This window comes from Xanthomonas sp. LMG 8993, from assembly GCF_009835065.2.
Taxonomy (GTDB): domain Bacteria; phylum Pseudomonadota; class Gammaproteobacteria; order Xanthomonadales; family Xanthomonadaceae; genus Xanthomonas; species Xanthomonas arboricola.
In genome coordinates this window covers 55,771-77,098 of sequence record NZ_QVIF02000001.1, presented here as the reverse complement: position 1 = coordinate 77,098, position 21,328 = coordinate 55,771, and the positions used below count along the sequence as shown (strand labels likewise).

14 protein-coding genes are annotated in these 21,328 nt (G+C 67.7%); 9 read left to right on the top strand and 5 right to left on the bottom strand.

Going from position 1 to position 21,328, the window contains the following annotated elements; translation table 11 throughout:
• Window positions 1-78: 78 nt before the first annotated feature.
• Both DYQ94_RS00285 and DYQ94_RS00280 read right to left on the bottom strand, forming a co-directional pair.
• Window positions 79-1,101 carry a FecR family protein gene (locus DYQ94_RS00285; RefSeq protein WP_237474998.1) on the bottom strand — a complete coding sequence of 341 codons (1,023 nt, stop codon included), beginning with the start codon at window positions 1,099-1,101 and terminating at the stop codon, window positions 79-81.
• 65 nt (window positions 1,102-1,166) lie between these two features.
• Window positions 1,167-1,691, bottom strand: a complete 525-nt coding sequence (locus DYQ94_RS00280; protein WP_024938642.1) for an RNA polymerase sigma factor — start codon at window positions 1,689-1,691, stop codon at window positions 1,167-1,169.
• A gap of 248 nt (window positions 1,692-1,939) precedes the next feature.
• On the opposite strand from DYQ94_RS00280, the gene DYQ94_RS00275 reads away from it, so the two are divergent.
• From DYQ94_RS00275 to DYQ94_RS00265, 3 genes are read left to right on the top strand one after another with little or no spacing between them, the layout of a single operon-like run.
• Window positions 1,940-2,515 carry a (2Fe-2S)-binding protein gene (locus DYQ94_RS00275; RefSeq protein WP_024938641.1) on the top strand — a complete coding sequence of 192 codons (576 nt, stop codon included), beginning with the start codon at window positions 1,940-1,942 and terminating at the stop codon, window positions 2,513-2,515.
• Window positions 2,488-3,576: an FAD binding domain-containing protein gene (locus DYQ94_RS00270; protein WP_024938640.1), complete on the top strand. Its 1,089-nt coding sequence runs from the start codon at window positions 2,488-2,490 to the stop codon at window positions 3,574-3,576. The genes DYQ94_RS00275 and DYQ94_RS00270 overlap by 28 nt, the downstream gene beginning before the upstream one ends.
• On the top strand, window positions 3,573-5,870 hold the full coding sequence (locus DYQ94_RS00265) for a xanthine dehydrogenase family protein molybdopterin-binding subunit (RefSeq protein WP_160955124.1): 2,298 nt from the start codon (window positions 3,573-3,575) through the stop codon (window positions 5,868-5,870). The genes DYQ94_RS00270 and DYQ94_RS00265 overlap by 4 nt, the downstream gene beginning before the upstream one ends.
• 261 nt (window positions 5,871-6,131) lie before the next feature.
• On the opposite strand, the gene DYQ94_RS00260 is transcribed toward DYQ94_RS00265, so the two are convergent.
• On the bottom strand, window positions 6,132-6,875 hold the full coding sequence (locus DYQ94_RS00260) for a FadR/GntR family transcriptional regulator (RefSeq protein WP_104532764.1): 744 nt from the start codon (window positions 6,873-6,875) through the stop codon (window positions 6,132-6,134).
• Between the two features lie 61 nt (window positions 6,876-6,936).
• Window positions 6,937-9,771: a TonB-dependent receptor gene (locus tag DYQ94_RS00255; RefSeq protein WP_237474996.1), complete on the bottom strand. Its 2,835-nt coding sequence runs from the start codon at window positions 9,769-9,771 to the stop codon at window positions 6,937-6,939.
• A gap of 313 nt (window positions 9,772-10,084) precedes the next feature.
• On the opposite strand from DYQ94_RS00255, the gene DYQ94_RS00250 reads away from it, so the two are divergent.
• Genes DYQ94_RS00250 through DYQ94_RS00230 form a run of 5 tightly spaced genes read left to right on the top strand, consistent with a single transcriptional unit; the run spans window position 10,085 to window position 17,817 of the window.
• A complete protein-coding gene (locus tag DYQ94_RS00250; protein WP_260286536.1) occupies window positions 10,085-12,277 on the top strand; it encodes a polysaccharide lyase 6 family protein in 2,193 nt (730 codons plus the stop codon).
• A complete protein-coding gene (locus DYQ94_RS00245; RefSeq protein ID WP_160955123.1) occupies window positions 12,274-14,517 on the top strand; it encodes an oligoalginate lyase in 2,244 nt (747 codons plus the stop codon). Before DYQ94_RS00250 ends, DYQ94_RS00245 begins: the two co-directional genes overlap by 4 nt.
• Window positions 14,514-15,815, top strand: a complete 1,302-nt coding sequence (locus tag DYQ94_RS00240) for an MFS transporter (protein ID WP_047130732.1) — start codon at window positions 14,514-14,516, stop codon at window positions 15,813-15,815. Before DYQ94_RS00245 ends, DYQ94_RS00240 begins: the two co-directional genes overlap by 4 nt.
• A gap of 50 nt (window positions 15,816-15,865) precedes the next feature.
• Entirely contained in the window at window positions 15,866-16,618 is a 753-nt protein-coding gene (locus DYQ94_RS00235; protein WP_024938633.1) for an SDR family NAD(P)-dependent oxidoreductase, read from the top strand.
• 35 nt (window positions 16,619-16,653) lie between these two features.
• Complete coding sequence (locus DYQ94_RS00230) at window positions 16,654-17,817, top strand: SGNH/GDSL hydrolase family protein (RefSeq protein WP_104560783.1); 1,164 nt, start codon at window positions 16,654-16,656, stop codon at window positions 17,815-17,817.
• Between the two features lie 94 nt (window positions 17,818-17,911).
• On the opposite strand, the gene DYQ94_RS00225 is transcribed toward DYQ94_RS00230, so the two are convergent.
• Window positions 17,912-18,412 (bottom strand): DUF421 domain-containing protein, encoded by a 501-nt coding sequence (locus DYQ94_RS00225; protein WP_046341982.1) that lies wholly within the window; start codon window positions 18,410-18,412, stop codon window positions 17,912-17,914.
• 173 nt (window positions 18,413-18,585) lie between these two features.
• Here DYQ94_RS00225 and DYQ94_RS00220 point away from each other — a divergent pair, with 173 nt between their 5' ends.
• The gene (locus tag DYQ94_RS00220) at window positions 18,586-20,868 is read left to right on the top strand and encodes a glycoside hydrolase family 3 N-terminal domain-containing protein (protein WP_184428974.1); all 2,283 of its coding nucleotides are present in this window, start codon (window positions 18,586-18,588) and stop codon (window positions 20,866-20,868) included.
• Window positions 20,869-21,328: the final 460 nt, after the last annotated feature.

Here is a 21,328-nt window from a genome sequence, read left to right as displayed (position 1 = left end):
GATCAATGCATGTGGGCTACGCGCGCGATGCGGCATGCGCACGCGCTGCACGCATTACGGCGTCGTGCAGCGCCGTGGCTATCGCGTCGCCGTTCCCGGCGCAGGCCGGCTGCTCACGCGCAGCATCCCCGGCGCGCTGACCACGCGCAGGTTCGGCTGGCCATCCAGGAAGGCACGCAGCGCGGCAAGATCGTCACCGCGCAGATTACCGGTGAGCCGCAGCGCACCGGCGGCAGCATCGTCGATCGACAAACGCGTGCGGTTGAGGCGATTGAAGTCTTCGGCCACTGTGGCCAGCGGCGCGTCGCGGAACACGATGCGCCGCTGCCGCCAGGCATGCATGGCGGCCACCTCTTCGCTGGCCAGTTCGATCTTGCCGGTGGCCGCATCGATCCGTGCGCTCTGCCCCGCTCCCAGGTCGGCGAGCATCGGCTGCCCATCGCGCGCGTCGCGCCAGACATGGACACGGCCCTCGGCGACCTCGATGCGTGCCTGGTGTTGATACAGGGCGATATTGAAGGTGGTGCCGATATCCTCGACACGCAGATGGCCTGCATGCACCTGCAACGGGCGCCGATCCGGCGCGACCACGAAGCTGGCCTGGCCACGCAGCAGCTGCAGGTGGCGGCTCCACGGCGTCATGGTGGCACGCAGGCTGCTTTGCCCATTCAAATGCACCACGCTGCGGTCGGCCAACTGCACGCTGCGCTGCTCGCCGTGCGCAGTGGCGTAGGTCTGCGTGCGTGGCCAGGCCCAGCCGGTCAGGATCGCCACGCCGCACAGCGCCGCGGCCAGGCCCATGCGCCAGCTGCGCATGCGTGCATTGGGTTGGCCTTCGCTGCGGCGCGGCCGGGCAGCGGGTTGCGGTGCTGGCTGAACTTGTGACCGCAGCGGCAGCGCGATCACGTTGGGCGGCGCGGCATCGGCAGTCTTGCGCCGGTCGGCAGCAAGCAGGGCATCCACGTCCAGGTCCATGCCACGTATGGCATCGCCCAGATCGCCGGCCACACGCAGCACCGCCATGTATTCGCGTACATGCAGCGGCGATGCGGTCAGCCATTGCAGAAAGCCGGCCTGTTGCGTCGCATCCAGCGCCTGCATGCGTTGCAGCGCGTGCCAGTGCGCGGCTTCACCGACAACGCTGCGGCTCGGTAACACCGGCTTGCTCACCAGCTGTCCCCGCTGTCGGCAACCGCCCGTCGGCAGGCCGACAAGCCACGCACCACATGCTTCTTGACCATATGCGCAGACACCCCCATGCGCTCGGCGATCTGCTTGTAACTGAGCCCGTCGCGGTACTGCATCACCAATACCGCGCAGGTGCGCTCCGGCAACGTGGCCAGCAGGGCCTGCAGGCGTTGCTGGCGCTGCTGCCGGTGCGCGGCGTCTTCCACGTCGTCGCCTGCGGCCAGCAACTGCGAAAACTGTTCCATCTCGTCGATGCGCAGTGGCGCCTGCTTGCGTCGCGCGGCCTGCTCGCGCGCCAGGTTCAGCGCCACCGTGTACAGATACGCCTCGGGATTGGCGATCGCCTCGCCCTGATCCTGATGCGCACGCAATAGCCGCAGATAGGTTTCCTGCACCAGGTCTTCAGCATCCTCGTTGGCGCCGCGACGCACGAAAAAGCCACGCAGCACCGATCCGTGCTGGGTGAACACCTGCGTCCAGGCGCGGGTGGCGTTGGCTTTCATGCGGCGCGTTCCCCTGTGCGCTGGGCCGGCTAGCCTGGCCAATGCAGGTGACACCACGATGACGCACCGACGATTGGCACCGGCCTGCGATCAAGCGATGTCATGCGCAGCAACGCCGCCATGTTCCGCGCATGACCACGCTCAGGCTTCACGCACGCGTGAAAGAGACCTCACTCACCTACACCACACCTTGACCACGCAGGCATCAAGGTGAGGGTCCTCCTCTCAGCCATCGCCACGGGGTTCGCATGAATGCCACACCCGCCACTGCCACGCATCTGGCGCCGGCCACCGCCACTGCTGCGCCGACCTACCCGGTCAACCTGCGCATCAATGGCCAGCCTTACCAATTGCAGCTCGAAGCCTGGGTCAGCCTGCTCGATCTATTGCGCGACCGGCTCGACCTCACCGGCACCAAGAAAGGCTGCGACCACGGCCAATGCGGCGCCTGCACGGTGCTGGTCGATGGGCGCCGCATCAACAGCTGCCTGACGCTTGCGGTCATGCAGGACGGCGCCGAGATCACCACCGTCGAAGGCCTGGCCGAGGGCGAACAGCTGCATCCGCTGCAGCGTGCCTTCATCGAGAACGATGCCTTCCAGTGCGGCTATTGCACGCCCGGGCAGTTATGCTCGGCAGTGGGCCTGATCAATGAAGGCAAGGCGCACGACCGCGACCAGGTGCGCGAGTTGATGAGCGGCAATCTGTGCCGCTGCGGTGCCTACCCGCAAATCACCGATGCGGTGATGCAGGTCATGGGCAAGCCCAGCGACAGCAGCGAGAGCGCCGCCACACCGTGGACGCCAGGGACGGTGCCGGCATGATTCCGCTCACCTATACGCGCGCGGACAGCGTCGATGCGGCGCTGACTGCCCTGTCGGTGCGCGGCAGCGACCCGCACCCGGTGCCCGCCGAAGCCCCGGTGCGCCTGATCGCCGGCGGCACCAATCTCACCGACTTGATGAAGCTGCAATTGATGCGGCCGGGCAGCCTGGTCGATATCAATCGCCTGCCGCTGGACAGCATCAGTGCGCTCCCCGAAGGCGGCCTGCGCCTGGGCGCACTCGCACGCAATGCCGACACCGCCTATCACCCGGACGTGGAGACGCAGTACCCCTTGCTGAGCGCGGCGATCCTGGCCGGCGCCTCGCCACAGATCCGCAACATGGCCAGCAACGGCGGCAACCTGCTGCAGCGCACCCGCTGCCTGTACTTCTACGACCACGCCACCCCGTGCAACAAGCGCGCACCCGGCACCGGCTGCTCGGCGATCGGCGGGCTCACCACCTATAACGCCATCCTCGGCGCCAGCGCGCAGTGCATTGCCACGCACCCGTCGGACATGTGCGTCGCGCTGGCTGCGCTGGACGCAGTGGTGCACGTGCAAGGCCCCAACGGGGAGCGCGACATCCCGTTCGCGCAGTTCCACCGCCTGCCCGGCGAGCACCCGGAGCTGGACAGCACCCTGGCCCCGGACGAGTTGATCGTGCATATCGACCTGCCCGATGCACAGCGCTTCGTCGCGCATAGCGCCTACCTGAAGATCCGCGAGCGCCTGTCGTATGCATTCGCGCTGGTGTCGGTGGCGGCGGCGCTGGACCTGGCCGAGGACGGCAGCATCCGTGAGGTGCGCGTGGCCCTGGGCGGCGTGGCGCACAAGCCCTGGCGCAACCCCGACGCCGAAGCGCAGCTGGTGGGCAAACCGGCCACGGCCGAGAGCTTCGGCAGCCTGGCCGATGCCTTGCTGCAGGGTGCGCAACCGCAAGGCAACAATGCCTTCAAGCTGCCGCTGGCACGCCGCGCGATCGTGCGTGCCCTGGACGTCGCCCGCGAGGGCACCATCGACAACCGCGGGCGAACCAGCGCGCTGGAGGAAGCGCCATGAACGCACGCAGCACCGATCTACCCGACAACGACCTGATCCCGCCGGTTGCCGACAGCGGCACCGGCTATCGCCCCACCGGCACCGGCGTCACCCGCATCGACGGGCGTGCCAAGGTCACCGGCCAGGCACGTTATGCCGCCGAATGGCCGGTGGCGGATCTGGCCTATGGTGTGGTGGTCAACAGCAGCATCGCCAAGGGCGAGATCGTCGCCTTCCATCTTGATGCCGCGCGTGCGGTGCCGGGCGTGCTGGAGATCGTCACCCATGAGAACCGCCCGCATATGCGCGGCATGGATGTGTTCTACAAGGACATGACCGCACCGGCCGGTTCGCCGTTCCGGCCCCTGTACGACAACAAGATCCTGTACAGCGGCCAGCCAATCGCCCTGGTGGTGGCCGACACTTTTGAAGCGGCGCGCCACGCGGCCCACCTGGTGGAGGTGGAACTGCTGCAGGACCCGCACGACACCAACCTGATGACCAACCTGGACCGCGCGCACAAGCCCAAGGCCATGAAGGCTGGTTTCTCGCCGCCGCCCAAGGACAAGGGCGAGCCGGACACCGCCTTTGCCAATGCCGCTGTCCAGGTGCAGGCCGACTACTACAGCGGCGTGGAGCACCACAATCCGATGGAGCTGTTCGCCTCCACCGTGATCCGCGATGCCGATGGCCACTTCACCATCTACGACAAGACCCAGGGCTCGCAGAACAGCCGCTGGTATGTCTCACATGTGTTCGGCCTGAGCAAGCGCAAGGTCACCGTGCGCAATCCGTACGTGGGCGGTGCCTTCGGTTCCGGGCTGCGCCCGCAGTATCAGTTGCCGCTGGCGGTGATGGCGTCGATCCTGCTGGACCGCTCGGTGCGCGTGGTGCTGACGCGGCAACAGATGTTCACTTTCGGCCATCGCCCGGAGACATTGCAGCGGCTCAAGCTCGGCGCCGACCGCGACGGCAGCTTGCGTGCGATCTGGCACGAGGCCATTGCCGAGACATCGCGCATCGAGGATTACGTCGAGGTGGTGGTCAACTGGAGCGGGCAGCTGTATGCCTGCGACAACGTGCATCTGGGCTACAACCTGGTGAGCCTGGACCAGTTCAGCCCGATGGACATGCGCGCACCCGGCGCCGCACACGGCGTGCATGCGCTGGAAGTGGCGATGGACGAGCTGTCCTATGAGCTGGGCATGGATCCGCTGGCGCTGCGCCTGAAGAACTATGCCGAGGTCAACCCGGCCGACGACAAGCCCTACTCCACCAAGGCGCTGCGCGCGTGCTACCAGCAAGGTGCCGAACGCTTCGGCTGGGCGCAGCGTCCGCTGCAGCCGCGTGCACGCAAGGAAGGCAACGAGTGGGTCGGCTGGGGCATGGCCACCGGTCAATGGGATGCGATGCAGATGTTTGCGCGCGCGCATGCGGTGCTGCACGCCGATGGCCGGCTGGTGGTGAGCAGCGCAGCCAGCGATATCGGCACCGGCACCTATACGGTGATGGCGATGATCGCGGCCGAAGCACTGGGCCTGCCGCTGGAACAGGTCACTTTCCAACTCGGCGATTCGACTCTGCCGGTCGCACCGATCGAAGGCGGCTCGTCGCATGTGACCACGGTGGGCTCGGCGGTGGATGGCGTGTGCGCGAAGCTGCGCGCACGGTTGCTGCGCCTGGCGCAGGCGTTGCCGAACTCGCGCTTTGGCAAGGCCAAGCTGGACGAGGTGGTGTTTGCCGACGGCACGCTGGCCTTGCGCGCCGATGCCGGCACCACCATTGCCTTGACCGAATTGTTGCGTGCAGCAGAACTGGAACAGATCGAAGACAAGTTCCTGCTGCTGCCCAATGTGCTCAAGCAACGCAAGTACACCCGTGCCACCCACGGCGCGGTGTTTGTGGAAGTGCGGGTGGATGAAGAGCTGGGCACGGTCCGCGTCACCCGCGTGGTCAGCGCGGTTGCAGCCGGGCGCATCCTCAACCCGATCACCGCGCGCAGCCAGATCGTCGGCGGCGTGGTCTGGGGCATCGGCCAGGCGCTGCACGAACACACCCAGTCCGATCATCGCTTCGGTCGTTTCATGAATCACGATTTTGCGATGTATCACGTCTCGGCCAATGCCGACATCCACGACATCGATGTGATCTTCGCCGACGAGGACGACCGCATCGTCAGCAGCCTGGGCGCAAAAGGCGTGGGCGAAATCGGCCTGGTCGGTGTTTCGGCGGCGATCTGCAATGCGATCTTCCATGCCACCGGCAAGCGCATCCGCAGCACCCCGATGACGCCGGACAAGGTGATGGCGGACTGAGACCTGCACTTGCAGGTGCCTACGCCCTATCAGGTAGAGCGATCTGCCTGAGGGCGGACGCGCCTGCAGCGTGTTGTCGCTGCAGCGTCCGCGACGACCGCAGGCGCGACACTCAGATCAGCCGCGTGTCGGTGGTGCCGAACCGGCGCAGACGGCGCGTCCAGCTGATTAGTGGATGTGTTTTTTGGAGGCTCCAGCGTCAGCGGCACGAAAGTGCCGCTGGTGGTCGACGCAGCGCGTCCAACAAACCATCACATGCACTCAGGTGCGCGTGGCCGCCAGAAAATGCGCGCGGTCCTGCTGGGTGCGGCGGCGGATCTCCGCCAGTGCATCGTTCTCGGTCGCTTCCAGCATGGATTCGAACAGACGCTGGAAGTGGTTGCGCATGGCCGTGCGTGCCGCCATGGGGTCGCGTTGCTGCAGGGCCTGCAGGATGGCGGTGTGTTCGTCCACGCGGGTGGCGCCGTCGTCGTGGCAGACCCGCGCATACACCTCGCGTACGCGCGGCAATTCGTTGCGCATGCGCCAGATCAGCTGCACGCAGTGCGCCACCACCGGGTTGCCACTAATCCGCGCGATCGCCAGGTGGAAGGCGCGGTCGTAGTCGGCAGCGGCCGCATCGCTGAGCCCCGGTGCGGACAGCGCCTGGATCATGCCGTTCAACTCATCCAGCTCCGCATCGGTGATGTGGCTGGCGGCCAATGCGGCCGCCTCCGCCTCGATCACCGCGCGCGCGGCAGTCAGCTCGAACGCGCTGACATCCGGCAACGCGCCCTCGTCCGACGCCAGGCGTGGCTTGACGTACACGCCCGAGCCGATCTTGATCACGATGCGGCCCTGCGCTTCCAGCGCGATTTCGGCCTCGCGCACGGTGACGCGACTGACGCCGAAGCGCTCGGCCAACTCGCGCTCGCCCGGCAGGCGCGAGCCGACCGGGAATTCGCCCGTGTCGATCAGCGCGCGGATCTTGGCGGCAACGGAGTGGTACAGGCGGTTTTCGGACATCGGCGACTCAAACCCTCAGGGTGATCGGCCCGGCACACGGGTGCCGGACAGGTGGGCGACGCTAGAACCGGTAGCGCACCCCCAAATAATAACGTCGCCCGTAAGTGTTGTACTCACGGAAGCTGCCGGGCACCGGCATGTCGGAGATCCGCGGCTCGTTGGTCAGGTTGGAAGCCTCCAACGACACCGACAGCTGCGCATTGACGCGGTAGCTGGCACGCAGGTCCAGGGTGCCGCTGTCGCGCACGTAGCGGTTCTGCGCCGGGGCGCCGACGAACTTCTGGAAATACTCGGAGCGATACTTGTAGATGGCCTGCAGGTCGACCGCGCCGATGGCGTAATACAGCTGGCCGGAGAACACGTGCCGCGACAGGCCGAAGATATTGGCCGGCGCGACGATGCCGCTGCTCACCAGGCCGGTTGCCGGGTCGATCTGGTCGCCCAGGCGCAGATCCTGGGTCTTGTAGTTGGAATCGGCGTAGTTGTAGCTCAGCTTGACGCCCAGGCCGTCGAACGGCGCCGGCAGGTAGGAGAAGCGGTGGGTGCCGGTCAACTCCAGCCCGGTGAGATCGCTCTTTTGCCGGGTGGTGACGTCCTGCACCACCGGCACCACCACCGCGGTGCCGTCGATGACGAAGCGCTCGTCCACCACCGTGGGCACCGCGCCACCGGTGAACTGCTTGTAGTACACCGCGGCGCTGAGCAGGGAGTCGGCATTGGGATACCACTCCAGCGACACGTCCGCATTGGACGACAGCAGCGGCTGCGTGCGCGGGTTGCCGGTGGCGGTGATGCTGCCGATCGCCTCGCCGACGGTAGTGAATTCGGTCCCCGGCTCCAGGATGAAAGTGCGCCCGGCAGACAGCGCCACCAGATCCGGGCGCGCCATGGCCCGGTACAGCCCGAAGCGCAGCTGGGTCTGCTCGGTGAGGCCGATGTTGGCGTTGAAGCTGGGCAGGAACACGCGGTTGGACGCGCGCACCGTCTGCGCGGCGAAGCGCCCGGTTTCCACCAGCTGGATGGTGCCGTCGGGGTTGTCGACCACGTCCAGCTCGCCGCGCAACCCCACCGAGCTGACGTCGGTGCGCACCCAGCGCACGCCCAGGTTGCCGTCCAGCGGCAGCCCGAACAGCGTGCTGGCGAACTCGCCCATCACATACAGCGCGCGGGTCTTTTCTTCCACGTCGGAGTCGGCGGTGCCGCGCGGGTCGGCATTGCGGCCGGTGTCGTCCACGCCGGTGATGGCGCTGAACAGACAGCGGCTGTCGAAGGTGGCCCACTGCTGGATGGTGTTGCCGCTGGCGCTGGAGAGGAAATCCTCCTGCGGGAACGGTTGCCGGCAGGCCAGGTTGGCGGCGCGGATCGTGGCCGGATCGGTGACGTTGCGTTCGACGCGGTCGTCCAGGTCGCGGTAAGTCGCCTCGGACAGGCGCACGCCGCCCTTGATGGAGGTGAGCAGCCCGCTTTCCGGGGTGAAGGCGCCATCGAAACGCCAGGCCCGGATGGTGTGCTCGCGGCGCAACTCGTCGCGCCGCGCGCGCGCCGCGGCGCTGAAATTGTCCGGGTTGTTCAGGTCGAACGCGGGATCGACCACGATCCCCGGCACATCGCCGGCATAGGTGTAGGTGTAGTCCACGCGTTGCCCGTTGATCCCGGGCACGCGGTTGCCGTTGATGTCGGTGGCATTGGAGCGCAGCCGCATCAGGCGGTCGATTTCGCTGCGCTCGGTGCGCGAATACGACAGGTCGGTGGACAGCATCCAGGCCGCGTTCGGGCGCCATTCCACGCGTAGCCCGCCACCACGGTACTGCTCGTCGCGCACCTTGTAGTCGGTGGAAGATTCCACCGTGCTGCTGCCGGTATGGCCGAGCAAGGCGCCGTTGTCGCCCACCTGGCGGTTGTTGAGGTTGCGCAGGGTCTCGGAGAAGTTCAGCTCGGCGCGGTCTTCGGTCACGGTGCGCTGCGAATCCTGGTAATCCAGGGCCACCTCCAGGCCGTCGAAGGGCCGCCATTGCAGCGCGGCGAAGGCCGCGTCGCGTTGATCGTGCTCGCTGATCTGGCGGTACACGCGGCTGCCGGGCGCCAGGTAATACGGCGTCCCCGCCTGCACCTGCGCCGGGGTCACGGCGGTGCAGTTGCGGCTGGCGCCCACCACCTCGTTGGCGTTGCAGGCCGTCCAGGTGGAGCTGCTGCTCATCACCTCTTCCGGGTTGGTGCCTTCCAGCCGCTGCAGGCCGAGCGAGACCCCCAGCTTGCCGGCCCCGCGCAGATCGAACTGGTCCAGGTAGCTGACGGTGCCGCGCCAGCCCACGCCATCGGCATCGCGCAACTTGCTGTCGCCATCGGCATAGGTCGCCCGCCCGTCCAGTTGCACGCGGCGCTTGCCGAATTCCAGCGGCCGCACGGTCTGCATGTTGACCGTGCCGGCGATGCCACCTTCGACGAAGTCGGCGCGCTGGGTCTTGTAGATCGCCACGGTGTTGATGAGTTCGGAGGGGAACTGGTTGAAGTTCACCGAGCGGTCGCCGCTGCCGTTGCTGGCCTCGCGCCCATTGAAGGTGGCCGAGCCCAGGAACGGCCCCAGGCCACGGATGGAGATCTCCGACGCGCCGCCCTTCTCGCGGTGCGTGGCCGCACCAGTGATGGTCTCGATCGCCTCGCCGATCGACAGCGCCGGCAGGTCGCCGATGTCCTCGGCCGACAGCACGTCGGCCACCACCGTCTGCTCGCGCTTGCTGTCGATAGACGACTGGATCGAGCTGCGGATGCCGGTGACCTTGACCTGGTCCAGCGTGGTGGGCGCTTGCTCCGGTGCCTGCTGGGCCGCGTCGCTTTGCTGGGCCAGGGCTGCCTGCGCGCTTGCCAGTGCAACGGCAGTCAGTAGCGCCTGGGCCAAGGCATTCCGAATAATTGGTCTACGCAATTGGACTGGTTTTAGATACCGCACAATTCCTCCTCCCAAAGGACGCTCGAGACCGAGCGAGGTGGAGACTCTACGCGGATCAATGCCAAGTCAATCATTTTTACAATTTATCCAACGAACCACCTGACTAGGCCAGTTATGTGGATTATTTTGTGCATTTGCAGCATGACATCGAAGCGATCACGGGCTTCAATACGGACCAACTGGACTATCATTTTGGTTGACGATCCAGTTTGCACTGTTACCCTCGGCCATCACCGACGCGCCAGCGTCCAGGAGCATCCCGATGCGATCCCCCGTCTCCCTTGCCTGCCTGTTGCTGCTGTGCGCGCCCGCCTGGGTCGGCTCGGCCCAGGCCACCTCGTACCTGGTGCACGACCAGAGCGAGTACGCCGTGGCGGCGGCCGCGCTGCGTGCCGGCGATCGCATCGTGCTGGCCGATGGGCAGTGGCGGGATTTCGCCATCGTGCTGCGCGGGCAAGGCACCGCCGAGCAGCCGATCACCCTCACCGCGCAAACGCCGGGCAAGGTGATCATCAGCGGCACCTCCGACCTGCACATGGCCGGCACCTACCTGGTGGTGTCGGACCTGGTGTTCCGCGACGGCCATAGCCCCGGCGATGCGGTGCTGTCGTACCGCATCTCCAGCAAGGAGCGCGCGCGCCACAGCCGCATCACCGGGGTGGTGGTGGATGGCTTCAGCAAGCCCACCCGCAGTGACTCGGACAACTGGGTGGCGCTGTACGACAGCGACAACCGCTTCGACCACAACCAGCTGGTCGGCAAGACCAATGCCGGCCCCACCCTGGTGGTGGTGCGCGACGCCACCCAGGGCCTGGACAACCGCCATCGCATCGACCACAACTGGTTCGGGCCACGCCCCAACCTGGGCGCCAATGGCGGCGAGACGCTACGCATCGGCACCAGCAGCGATGCCGACAGCGCCTCCAACTCGGTGGTGGACAACAACTGGTTCGAAGGCTGCGACGGCGAGGTGGAGGTGGTCTCCAACAAGTCCGGCGGCAACACCTACCGGGGCAATGTGTTCAAGCAATCACGCGGCGCGCTGGTGCTGCGGCATGGCGATGGCAACCTGGTCGAGCGCAACGTGTTCTTCGGCGACGGCAAGGCCAACACCGGCGGCATCCGCGTGATCAACCGCAAGCAGACCGTGCGCCACAACTACCTGGAAAACCTGGCCGGCGATGGCTATTCGTCGGCGCTGAGCATCATGTACGGGGTGCCCAACTCGCCTGCCAACCGCTACGTGCAGGTGGACCAGGCGCGCATCGAGCGCAACACCTTCGTGACCGTCAACCAGCTGTACTTCGGTGCCGGCATGGATGCCGAGCGCACCGCCGCGCCGATCAACAGCCGCTTTGCCGGCAACCTGATCGTGGCCGCCAGCGACCCGGTGCGCGTGCTGGGCGACCTGTCCGGTATTGCCTTCACCAGCAACCTGCAAAGCCCGCTGGCCTCCACCCGCCTGCCCGGCGGCGTCAACAGCCGCCAGGTGACGATGACCCGCGCCAGCACCGGCTTGCTGGTCGCCGACAACGCCACTGGCGTCGGCGCCGACCCGGCGCTGAGTTACATCGCGCGCGCACAGGTGGGCGTGAGCTGGTACCCCAAGCAGGCAGCGCAGGCAGTCACCGATAGCGGCCGCCGCACCCGCGTTCGGCCGGGGCAGTCCAGCCTGACCGACGCCGTGGCGCAGGCCGGCCCCGGCGACCGCCTGCAACTGGACGCAGGCCGCTACCAGGTCGATGACATCCTCGACGTGGACCGGCCGCTGACGCTGGAAGGCCCGCAACGCGGCCACGCGCGCATCCGCTTTTCCCAGCCGGCGCTGTTCCAGATCGCATCCGGCGGCTCGCTCAGCCTGGCCCGGCTCGAGATCGATGGCCGCGCCGCACCCGCGCAGCCGGGCAATGCGGTGATCCGCACCGCACCGGGCAGCGCGGTGGCGCAGTACCAGCTCACCTTGCGCGACACGCACCTGCATCATCTGGACGCGCAACCCGGCTTCGACGTGATCGCACTCGGCAAGGGCAGCCTGGCCGACCATATCCTGCTGGACCGGCTGCTGGTCGAGGACGTCTCCGGCAAGGTGTTGTCCGCACACGCCGAGACCGACGACCGTGGCACCTACAACGTCGAACAGGTCACGGTGCAGCAGTCGCAGTTCCACCGCGTCGCCGGGCCGGTGCTGGACCTGTATCGCGGCGGCCGCGACGAAAGCACCTTCGGCCCGGTGCTGCAGGTGAGCGACTCGCACTTCACGCAGGTCGGCCGCAACGCAGGTGCGTCGCTGCGCCTGCACGGCGTGCAGCACATTGCGCTGCGCAATAACCGCTTCGTCGACAGCGCCGCGATCCTGGCGCAGCACACCACCGGCACACCCCACCTCATCGCCAGCGGCAACCAGTTCGTCGGCACCCCGGCCTTGCACGCCGACGCAGCGGAGCCCCTGCTATGACCCGTTCCACCCGCCTGTTGCTGCTGGTCCTGGTCGGCGCCGGCAGCGCCCTGCCCTGCAGCGCCGCCCCGTCACCCGCGGCCGAACAAGCAGCGCAGCCGCAACCGCGGGCCACCGACGCCGCGCCGGTGCTGGTCACCGCCCAGCAATGGCGCGAGATGGCCAGCGCTGGCGCCAGGCTGCCGGTGTTCGCCCGCGAACAGGCACGCGCAGAAGCCAGCGTGCGCGCGGCGATGCGGGCCGGGGTGGACGTGCCGGTGCCCAGCGATCCCGGCGGCGGCGCCAGCCACGAGCAGCACAAACGCAACTACCAGGCCATCCAGGCCGCCGGTGCGCTGTACCGGCTCACCGGCGATCGCGCCTATGCCGACTATGCGCGCGACGTGCTGCTGGCCTACGCACGCCTGTATCCCACGCTGGGCGCACACCCGGCCGGGCGCGGCCAGGTGCCGGGGCGGCTGTTCTGGCAGTCCTTGAACGACTCGGTGTGGCTGGTCTACGCAAGCCAGGGCTACGACGCCATCCGCGACACGCTCAGCGCGCAGGACCGCGCCACCATCGACCGCGACGTGTTCGCACGCATGGCGCAGTTCCTGTGCGACGAAAGCGCCGACAACTTCGACAAGATCCACAACCACGCCACCTGGGCAGTGGCCGCAGTCGGCATGACCGGCTATGTGCTGCGCGACCAGGCGCTGGTGGACAAGGCACTGCGCGGCAGCAGGCGCGATGGCAAGGCAGGCTTCCTGGCGCAGGTGGACCAGTTGTTCTCGCCGGACGGCTACTACGCCGAAGGCCCGTACTACCAACGCTATGCCCTGGCGCCGTTCGTGCTGTTCGCCAATGCGATCGAGCGCAACCAGCCGCAGCAGCACATCTTCCAGCGCCGCGACGGCGTGCTGCTCAAGGCCGTAAACAGCCTGGTGCAGAGCAGCTACGGCGGTTATTTCTTCCCGATCAACGACGCCATCCTCGACAAGGGCCTGGACACCGAGGAACTGGTGGCCGGCATCGGCATCGCCTACGCGCAGACCCACGACGCGCAGCTGCTGTCCATCGCGCAACGCCAGCGCCGCGTGCTGCTCACCCCCGAAGGCCTGGCCGTGGCCACCGCGCTCGCGCAGGACCGCGCCCAGCCGTTCGCCTTCGGCAGCGTGTTGCTGCGCGATGGCGCACGGGGCGACCGGGGCGCGCTGGCGATCCTGCGCAGCGGCGGCGAAGACGGCCAGACGCTGGTGATGAAGAACACCTCGCAAGGCATGGGCCACGGCCACTTCGACAAGTTGAACTGGCTGTTCTACGACAACGGCCAGCGCGTGGTCACCGACTACGGCGCGGCGCGTTTCCTGAATGTGGAAGCCAAGGCCGGCGGCATCTATCTACCGGAGAACACCAGCTGGGCCAAGCAGACCGTTGCGCACAACACGCTGGTGGTGAACGAGACCAGCCACTTCAACGGCGACTGGAAGGTGGGCGAGCAACACGCGCCGACGCAGCTGCTGTTCGCCAGCACTGCCGACACCCAGATCGTGTCGGCGCGCATGCAGCAGGCCTACGACGGGGTCAGCTTCACCCGCACCCAGGCGCTGCTGTCGCACCCGCAGCTGCGCCTGCCGGTGGTGGTCGACCTGCTGCGCGTCAACGCCAGCGCTCCGGCACGTTACGACCTGCCGCTGCACTTCAACGGGCAGATCATGCAGGTCGGCTTCACCGCAGAGCGCGCACTGACGCAACGCCCGGTGCTGGGCAAGGCCAACGGCTATCAGCACCTGTGGGTGGACGCCTCCAGCGACGCCAGCACCGACACGCGCAGCCTGAGCTGGCTGCTCGCCGGCCGCTTCTACAGCTACCGCTTCGGCAGCAGCGCGCCGGCGCGTGCCCTGCTGGTGGAGAGCGGAGCCAACGACCCGAACTTCAACCTGCGCCGCGAACCGGCGCTGATCCAGCGCGTGGATGGGCAGGCCAATGTCAGCTTCTTCGGCGTGCTGGAACCGCATGGCGAATACAACGGCACCGCCGAATACGTGCACGGCGCCAATAGCCGCATCCGCGCCATCGAGCGCGTGCGCGGCGACGATGCCGAGGTGATCGTGCTCACCCTGGTCGGCGGCCAGCGCATCGCGCTGGCGGTGGCCGACGACGCCGATGCACAACGCAGTCACCAGGTACAGGCTGCCGGTCAGCGCTACAGCTGGCGCGGCAGCTACGCGCGCTTCGATCGCACTGCAGGTGCGCAATGAGCACCGCCTCCACCCGCACGCGCCCCGCGGGCAAGCGCTCGGCAGTGCGCTGGCTGATCGTGGCGCTGATCGCGGTGGCCACGGTGATCAACTACATCGACCGCAACGCGCTGGCGGTGATGTGGCCGGCGATCTCGCGCGACATCGGCGCCACCAAGGAAGACTACGCGCTGCTGGTCACCATCTTCATGCTGTTCTATGCCGCCGGGCAGTTCGTGTTCGGGCGGCTGTTCGACATCATCGGCACCCGGCTCGGCTTTGCCCTGTCCATCGCGGTGTGGTCGCTCTCCATCGCGCTGCATGCGGTCACGCACTCCATCATGGCGTTCTCGGTGGTGCGCGCGCTGCTGGGCATCAGCGAAGCCGGCGCCTGGCCGGGCGCGGTCAAGGCCAATGCGGAATGGTTTCCCGCGCGCGAGCGTGCGTTGGCGCAGGGCATCTTCAATGCCGGCGCCTCCATCGGCGCGATCGTCTCGGCACCGCTGATCGCGCTGCTGTTCCTGTCGTTCGGCTGGAAGGGCACGTTCGTGCTGATCGGCGTGCTCGGCATGCTGTGGTTGCTGCCGTGGCTGGTGATCTACCGCGCCGGACCGGACCGGCATCCCTGGGTCGACGCGGCCGAACGTGCGTTGATCCTGGATGCGCCCGACGCCGGCAGCGCGCCGCCGCCGGCCTACCTGCCCACGCTGCGCCAGCTGATGTCGCACCGGCAAAGCTGGGGGATCGTGCTGGCGCGGTTCTTCCTGGACCCGATCTGGTGGCTGTTCGTGTCGTGGCTGCCGATCTACCTGGCCGAGACCTTCCACTTCGACATCAAGCAGATCGGCGCATTCGCCTGGGTGCCGTTCGTCGGTGCGATGCTGGGCAGCCTGTGCGGCGGCTGGCTGTCCGGGCGCCTGATCGCGGCCGGCTGGAGCGTGGACCGCGCGCGCAAATGGACCATCACCCTGGGCGGGGCCATCATGGCGCCGGCGCTGCTGGGCGCCGTGCAGGCCGCCGACCCGCGCATGGCGGTGCTGACGATTGCCGCCGTGCTGTTCGGCTTCCAGATCGCCATCGGCAATATCCAGACCCTGCCCGGCGATCTGTTCGCCGGCAAATCGGTCGGCTCGCTGGCCGGCATCGGCGGCATGGCCGCGGTGGCCGGCACCTTGATCACCACCTGGCTGGTCCCGGTGATGACCGCAACCTCGTACGCACCGATGTTCATTCTGGTCGCCGCGCTGGTGCCGGCTTCGCTGGCCGCGCTGTGGCTGGTCACCGGCCGCATCCACCGACTCGACGCAGCGGGCACCTGAGCGTGCCCGCTGCCTACCCCGCTTTCCCCACACCAACAGGACACACCCGCATGCACTTCCACGACAAGGTCGCCATCGTCACCGGCGGTGGCCGCGATATCGGCCGCGCCATCTCGCTCAAGCTGGCCGCGGCCGGCGCCAAGGTCTGCATCAACTACGCCAACGACGACGCCAGCGCGCGCGACACCCTGGCACAGCTGCAGGCTGCCGGCGGGCAGGGCATCCTGCACCGCGCCGACGTCACCGATGCCACCGCCGTGGCCGGCCTGCTGACCGCCACGCGCACCGCCTTCGGCCAGCACATCGACGTGCTGATCAACGTGGCCGGCGGCATGCTGGCGCGCAAGCCGCTGGCCGACATCGACGAGGCCTTCTTCCATCAGGTGATGGACCTCAACCTCAAATCGGTCTACCTGACCACCCAGGCGGTGGCGCCGCATATGCGCGAAGGCGGTGCGATCGTCAATTTCGCCTCGCTTGCCGGGCGCGATGGCGGCGGGCCGGGCGCGGCCATCTACGCCACCGCCAAGGCGGCGGTGATGACCTTCTCGCGCGCGATGGCCAAGGAACTGGGCCCGCGCGGCATCCGCGTCAACGCATTGTGCTGCGGCATGATCTCCACCCGCTTCCATGACGACTTCACCAAGCCGGAAGTGCGTGCCTTCGTCGCCAATGCCACCCCGCTGCGGCGCGAAGGCCGCCCGGAGGAAGCCGCCGATGCGGCGTTGTACCTGGCCTCGGATGCGGCCAGCTTCATCAATGGCGCCAACCTGGACGTCAACGGCGGCGTGTTCTTTTCCTGACCGACAAAGGAGTCCTGCGCATGCGCTGGCGATGGATGATGACTGCGACACTGAGTGTGGTGCTGGCAGGCCCGGCCACGGCGCACCCCGCGCCACGCTGGGTGCCGGCCTGGATCGCTTCGGCAACGCCGGACCGGCTCGACGGCGGTGCCGACACGCCGCTGCAATTTGCCGATGAAACGGTGCGCCAGGACATGCGCCTGGGCAGCGCGGCAGTGGCCCTGCGCGTGCGCATCAGCAACGAGCTGGGCACCGCACCGCTGACCATCGCTGCGGGCACCGCGCGCCTGCTCGGCGGCGGCGGGGGCGCGCAACCGCTGCGCTTTGACGGGCGCGCCAGCGTGACCGTGCCGCCCGGTGGCGTGCTGCTCAGCGACCCGGTGCCGCTGCGTGCACCGGCATTGGGCGAGGTGGCGGTCAGCCTGTATTTCCCCACGCCGGCGCGCCCGGCGGTACGCCGCACGGCCGTGCGGGTGGTCAAGGGCCAGGCCGAGGTGCCGGACAGCAAGGCGTTGGCGTATCGCCAGAACGTCATCTCCGCCCTTTACGTGCAAGCGCCGCACCCACGCCAGACGGTGGTGGTGGCGCTGGGCGATTCGATCACCGAAGGCGCCACCGCCACACGCGGCGCCAATGGCGATTGGCCGGCCCTGCTGGCCAGGCGGCTGGAGCAGCGTTGCCCCGGCAGCGTGGTGGTGCTCAACGCCGGCATCAGCGGCAACAAGCTGCTCGACGACGGCCGCAGCCCCAGCGCGCTGGCGCGGCTGGATCGCGACGTGCTGGCGCTGCCCGGCGTGGACCAGGTGATCCTGTTCGAAGGCATCAACGACATCCGCCACAGCGGTCCGCCGGATGCGATTGCCGGCCGCAATGCCGCCGACATGGTGCTGGGGTATCGCCAGATCGTGACCCGGCTGCAGCAACACGGCATCGCCGTGATCGGCGCCACGCTGACCCCGTTCGGCAACTCCGACCGCTACGAACCGGTGGCGGCGGCCACGCGCCAGACGCTCAACGGCTTCATCCGCGACGGGCAGGCATTCGATGCGGTGATCGACTTCGACGCCGCGCTGCGCGACCCGGCCAGGCCGGAGTGGCTACCCGCCGCGCTGACCCGCGACTTCCTGCATCCCAACGATGCCGGTTACCAGCGCATGGCCGAGTCGGTGGACCTGTCGTTGTTCTGCAAGGCCCGCTAATCCGCGGGTCGCCACGCAGTGAAGCGCATGCGCCAGGCTGGCTGCCACGCTGGTGCGGCGCCACCGCCGGCATGCACGCCGGCCTGCCGGCGCGCTAGCGCTTTTTCAGGATGCTGATCTCCCCGGAGGTCTCCAGGATCGCCATGTCGATATCGGCATCGTCGCGGCAATCGGCCTTGCGTTTTGCCACTTCGAAATCGGCATAGCTGACGTTGTGGCGGACCAGTTCCTTCCAGTAGATCTCACCGCCACGCGCCAGCAGCGCCGGGGTGCCCTGTACCCAGGTATCGATCCGCCGGCTGCGCGCGGTGGCCATGCCCACCAGCCAGTTCAACACCAGCAAGGTGGCCGCCAGGATCATGCCGCCCAGCAGCGAGACGTCCTTGCCGATCAACGAGTTCTGCACCGCGGTTCCCAGCAGCACGATGAGCAGCACGTCGAACGGCGTGGATTGGCCCAGCGCGCGCTTGCCGGTCATGCGCGTCAACAGCAGGACCACGGTATAGACCGCTACCGCACGCAGCACGAACTCCCACCACGGCATGCCCAGGTGCATCATTTCGTAAAAGCGCACGCGTGTTTCCACGTCCAGCATCGTGTGTCCTGACTGCCGTTGATCGATGGCGCACGCTAGTGCGGAAACGGTGAAGGCGCCGTGCTGTCGCCGTCGTTGCCGAGACCGCCCGCCCGGCACCCATCGTGCAGCGCATCACGGCTTTTCGCTGGCGATCCGTTAGCGTCTGGCATGGACAGACGGGGATGGCGGGCATGCGGAAAGGGATCACGCGTCGTGGGTTGCTGCTGGGCACCGCCTCGGCAGCAGTGTTGGCACAGGTACCGGTGGGAGTTGCGCTGCCGCGCCGTGCGGCTGCGGCGCCGCCCTTTATCGATACGTTGATCGCGCGCATGAGCGTGGAGGAAAAAGCCGGCCAGCTAACGCTGTCCGGTTCGGCGCAGCAGACCGATGCGGCCGCAGCGGCCAATCCGATCAATACCGTGCCCACGGCCGAGGGCCAGCTTGCTGCCGCGCGTGCCGGGCGGGTCGGCGGCATCTTCAATGGCTCCAATGTGCTGTGGCATCAGCAACTGCAACAGGCCGCGCTGCAGAGCCGCCTGAAGATTCCGCTGCTGTTTGCCGCCGATGTGATCCACGGGTTCACCACGGTGTTTCCGGTGCCGCTGGCCGAGGCCGCCAGCTTCGAGCCGGCGCTGGCGCAACGCACCGCGCGTGCGGCCGCACTGGAGGCCAGTGCGGTCGGCATCGACTGGACCTTCGCGCCGATGGTGGACATCGCGCGCGATGCGCGCTGGGGGCGCGGCGTGGAAGGCAGTGGCGAAGACGTGCTGCTCGGCCGGCGTTTTGCGCAGGCCCGCGTGCGCGGCTTCCAGGGCGAGGGCCTGGATCATGCCGATGCACTTGCAGCCTGCCCCAAGCATTTCGCGGCCTATGGGGCCGCCGAGGCCGGGCTGGACTACAACACCGTCGACATCTCCGAGCGCAGCCTGCGCGAGGTCTATTTCCCACCGTTCCAGGCTGCCTTCGATGCCGGCGCAGTGACCACGATGGTGGCCTTCAACGAGATCGCCGGCATCCCTGCCACCGCCAATCGCTGGTTGCTGGGCGAGGTATTGCGCGGCGAGTGGGACTACCGCGGCCTGGTGGTGTCCGACTACACCGGCGATCTGGAATTGATCGGGCACGGGTTTGCCAGCGATGCGCGCGAGGCGACCAGGCTGGCGTTCCTGGCCGGTGTGGACATCAGCATGCAGAGCGGGCTGTACCTGCAGCATCTGCCGGCGCTGGTGGCCGCCGGCGAGGTGACGATGGCGCAGCTGGATGCCTCGGTGCGGCGCGTGCTGCAATTCAAGGCCGAGCTTGGATTGTTCGACAATCCGTTCCTGCGCATCGTGCCGGCACGCGCACAGGCGCGGCAGCGGCGCCCGGACAGCCTGGCACTGGCGCGCGAGGCGGCGCGCAAATCCATCGTGCTGCTCAAGAACGATGGCGAGCTGCTGCCACTGAAGACGCAGGGGCAACGCATCGCGCTGATCGGGCCGATGGCACGCAACTGGACCGACAGCGCCGGCCCGTGGACGCTGTTCGGCGGCGACGACAGCGGCAACGACCTGGCCACCGCAGTGCGCGCGCGGCTGGGCAACCCGGACGGCCTGCAGGTGGTGGAAGGCTGCGACTTCGAACATGGCCTGCCCGGCGGCGTGCAGGCGGCCGTCACCGCAGCGGCGTCCGCGGATGTGGCGGTGCTGGCGATCGGCGAGCCGATGCGCTACTCCGGCGAAGCGCAATCGCGCAGCGAGATCGTCATTCCCGCCGTGCAGCAAGCGCTGCTGGCTGCGGTGGCAGCCACCGGCACGCCGGTGGTGGTGGTGCTCAGCAACGGCCGTGCGCTGGTGATCGATGGCCCGGTGCTCAAGGCGCCGGCGATCCTGGTCGGCTGGTTCCTGGGCTCGGCATCGGGCGCCGCACTGGCGGACATCCTGTTTGGCGCGCACGGTCCGTCCGGGCGCCTGCCGGTGAGTTTTCCGCACACCGCCGGGCAGGTGCCCTATAGCTATGCGCACAAGCCCAGCGGCCGTGCCGACCCGCGCCCGGATGCCTTGCAACCGTTCAAGACCCGCTACCGCACCGCGCCCAATGCCGCGTTGTTTCCGTTCGGGCACGGCCTGACCTATGGCCGCATCGAATACGGCGAACTGCGCTTGAGCGATGCACGCATGGCGGCGACCGGCAGCCTGCGCATCAGCGCGCGCATCCACAACCGCGGCACCCGCGATGCCGAGGAAGTGGCGCAGCTCTACATCCGCGACCGCAGCGCCAGCATCACCCGCCCGGTGCGCGAGCTGAAGGACTTCCGCAAGCTGGCGGTGCCGGCGGGCAGCAGCGCGGTGGTGGAGTTCGTGCTGCGCCGTGAGGACCTGCTGTTTATCGGCCAGGCATTGAAGCCGACGGTAGAGCCTGGCGTATTCGATGTGTGGGTAGCGCCCTCTGCAGAGGCCGAGGGCGTGTCTGCGAGTTTTGAGTTGATGGGCTGAGCGCCAGCGGCAATCGGAATGACCAGCTCAGGGGATGGATACGGGGCGTGTCTCGCTCACGCAGAAGGCATCGCGCCCAGGTTGACTCGGGAACACATCCCCATCGCGCTCACGCTCTCGGTCGTCTTGAGAGGGGACTGGGTCTTGAGAGCTTGGACGGTGCGTCTGCCCCGGTTTTACAGCGGACGATCTGCGGGTTTGCTGCGGGGTCCTTGCGCGCCCACCATCGCAGGACACGCCGCAAGTACGTCCCTGTAGGCGCTTACGCGGCATCCATGCCGCGTAAGGTCCCGCGACGGTAGGCGGGCAAGAACCCGTCGGGTTGGTCGGTGTGCGTGGTCAGGAGCAGTGATGCCGTGCCCTGCAATGCGATGCGATGCAGTGCGGTCTGATCAGTTCTTCGACGCGAGCAACTCGCTGCCATGCCGAGATCGATTCACGCGTCATCGAAGGTGCGTCT

Bases quoted from the DNA above. Each gene is read 5' to 3' on its own strand.
- DYQ94_RS00285 (WP_237474998.1), bottom strand. From the start codon at position 1,101: ATGCAGGCGCTGGATGCGACGCAACAGGCCGGCTTTCTGCAATGGCTG.
- DYQ94_RS00280 (WP_024938642.1), bottom strand. From the start codon at position 1,691: ATGAAAGCCAACGCCACCCGCGCCTGGACGCAGGTGTTCACCCAGCAC.
- DYQ94_RS00275 (WP_024938641.1), top strand. From the start codon at position 1,940: ATGAATGCCACACCCGCCACTGCCACGCATCTGGCGCCGGCCACCGCC.
- DYQ94_RS00265 (WP_160955124.1), top strand. From the start codon at position 3,573: ATGAACGCACGCAGCACCGATCTACCCGACAACGACCTGATCCCGCCG.
- DYQ94_RS00260 (WP_104532764.1), bottom strand. From the start codon at position 6,875: ATGTCCGAAAACCGCCTGTACCACTCCGTTGCCGCCAAGATCCGCGCG.
- DYQ94_RS00250 (WP_260286536.1), top strand. From the start codon at position 10,085: ATGCGATCCCCCGTCTCCCTTGCCTGCCTGTTGCTGCTGTGCGCGCCC.
- DYQ94_RS00245 (WP_160955123.1), top strand. From the start codon at position 12,274: ATGACCCGTTCCACCCGCCTGTTGCTGCTGGTCCTGGTCGGCGCCGGC.
- DYQ94_RS00240 (WP_047130732.1), top strand. From the start codon at position 14,514: ATGAGCACCGCCTCCACCCGCACGCGCCCCGCGGGCAAGCGCTCGGCA.
- DYQ94_RS00235 (WP_024938633.1), top strand. From the start codon at position 15,866: ATGCACTTCCACGACAAGGTCGCCATCGTCACCGGCGGTGGCCGCGAT.
- DYQ94_RS00230 (WP_104560783.1), top strand. From the start codon at position 16,654: ATGATGACTGCGACACTGAGTGTGGTGCTGGCAGGCCCGGCCACGGCG.
- DYQ94_RS00225 (WP_046341982.1), bottom strand. From the start codon at position 18,412: ATGCTGGACGTGGAAACACGCGTGCGCTTTTACGAAATGATGCACCTG.
- DYQ94_RS00220 (WP_184428974.1), top strand. From the start codon at position 18,586: ATGCGGAAAGGGATCACGCGTCGTGGGTTGCTGCTGGGCACCGCCTCG.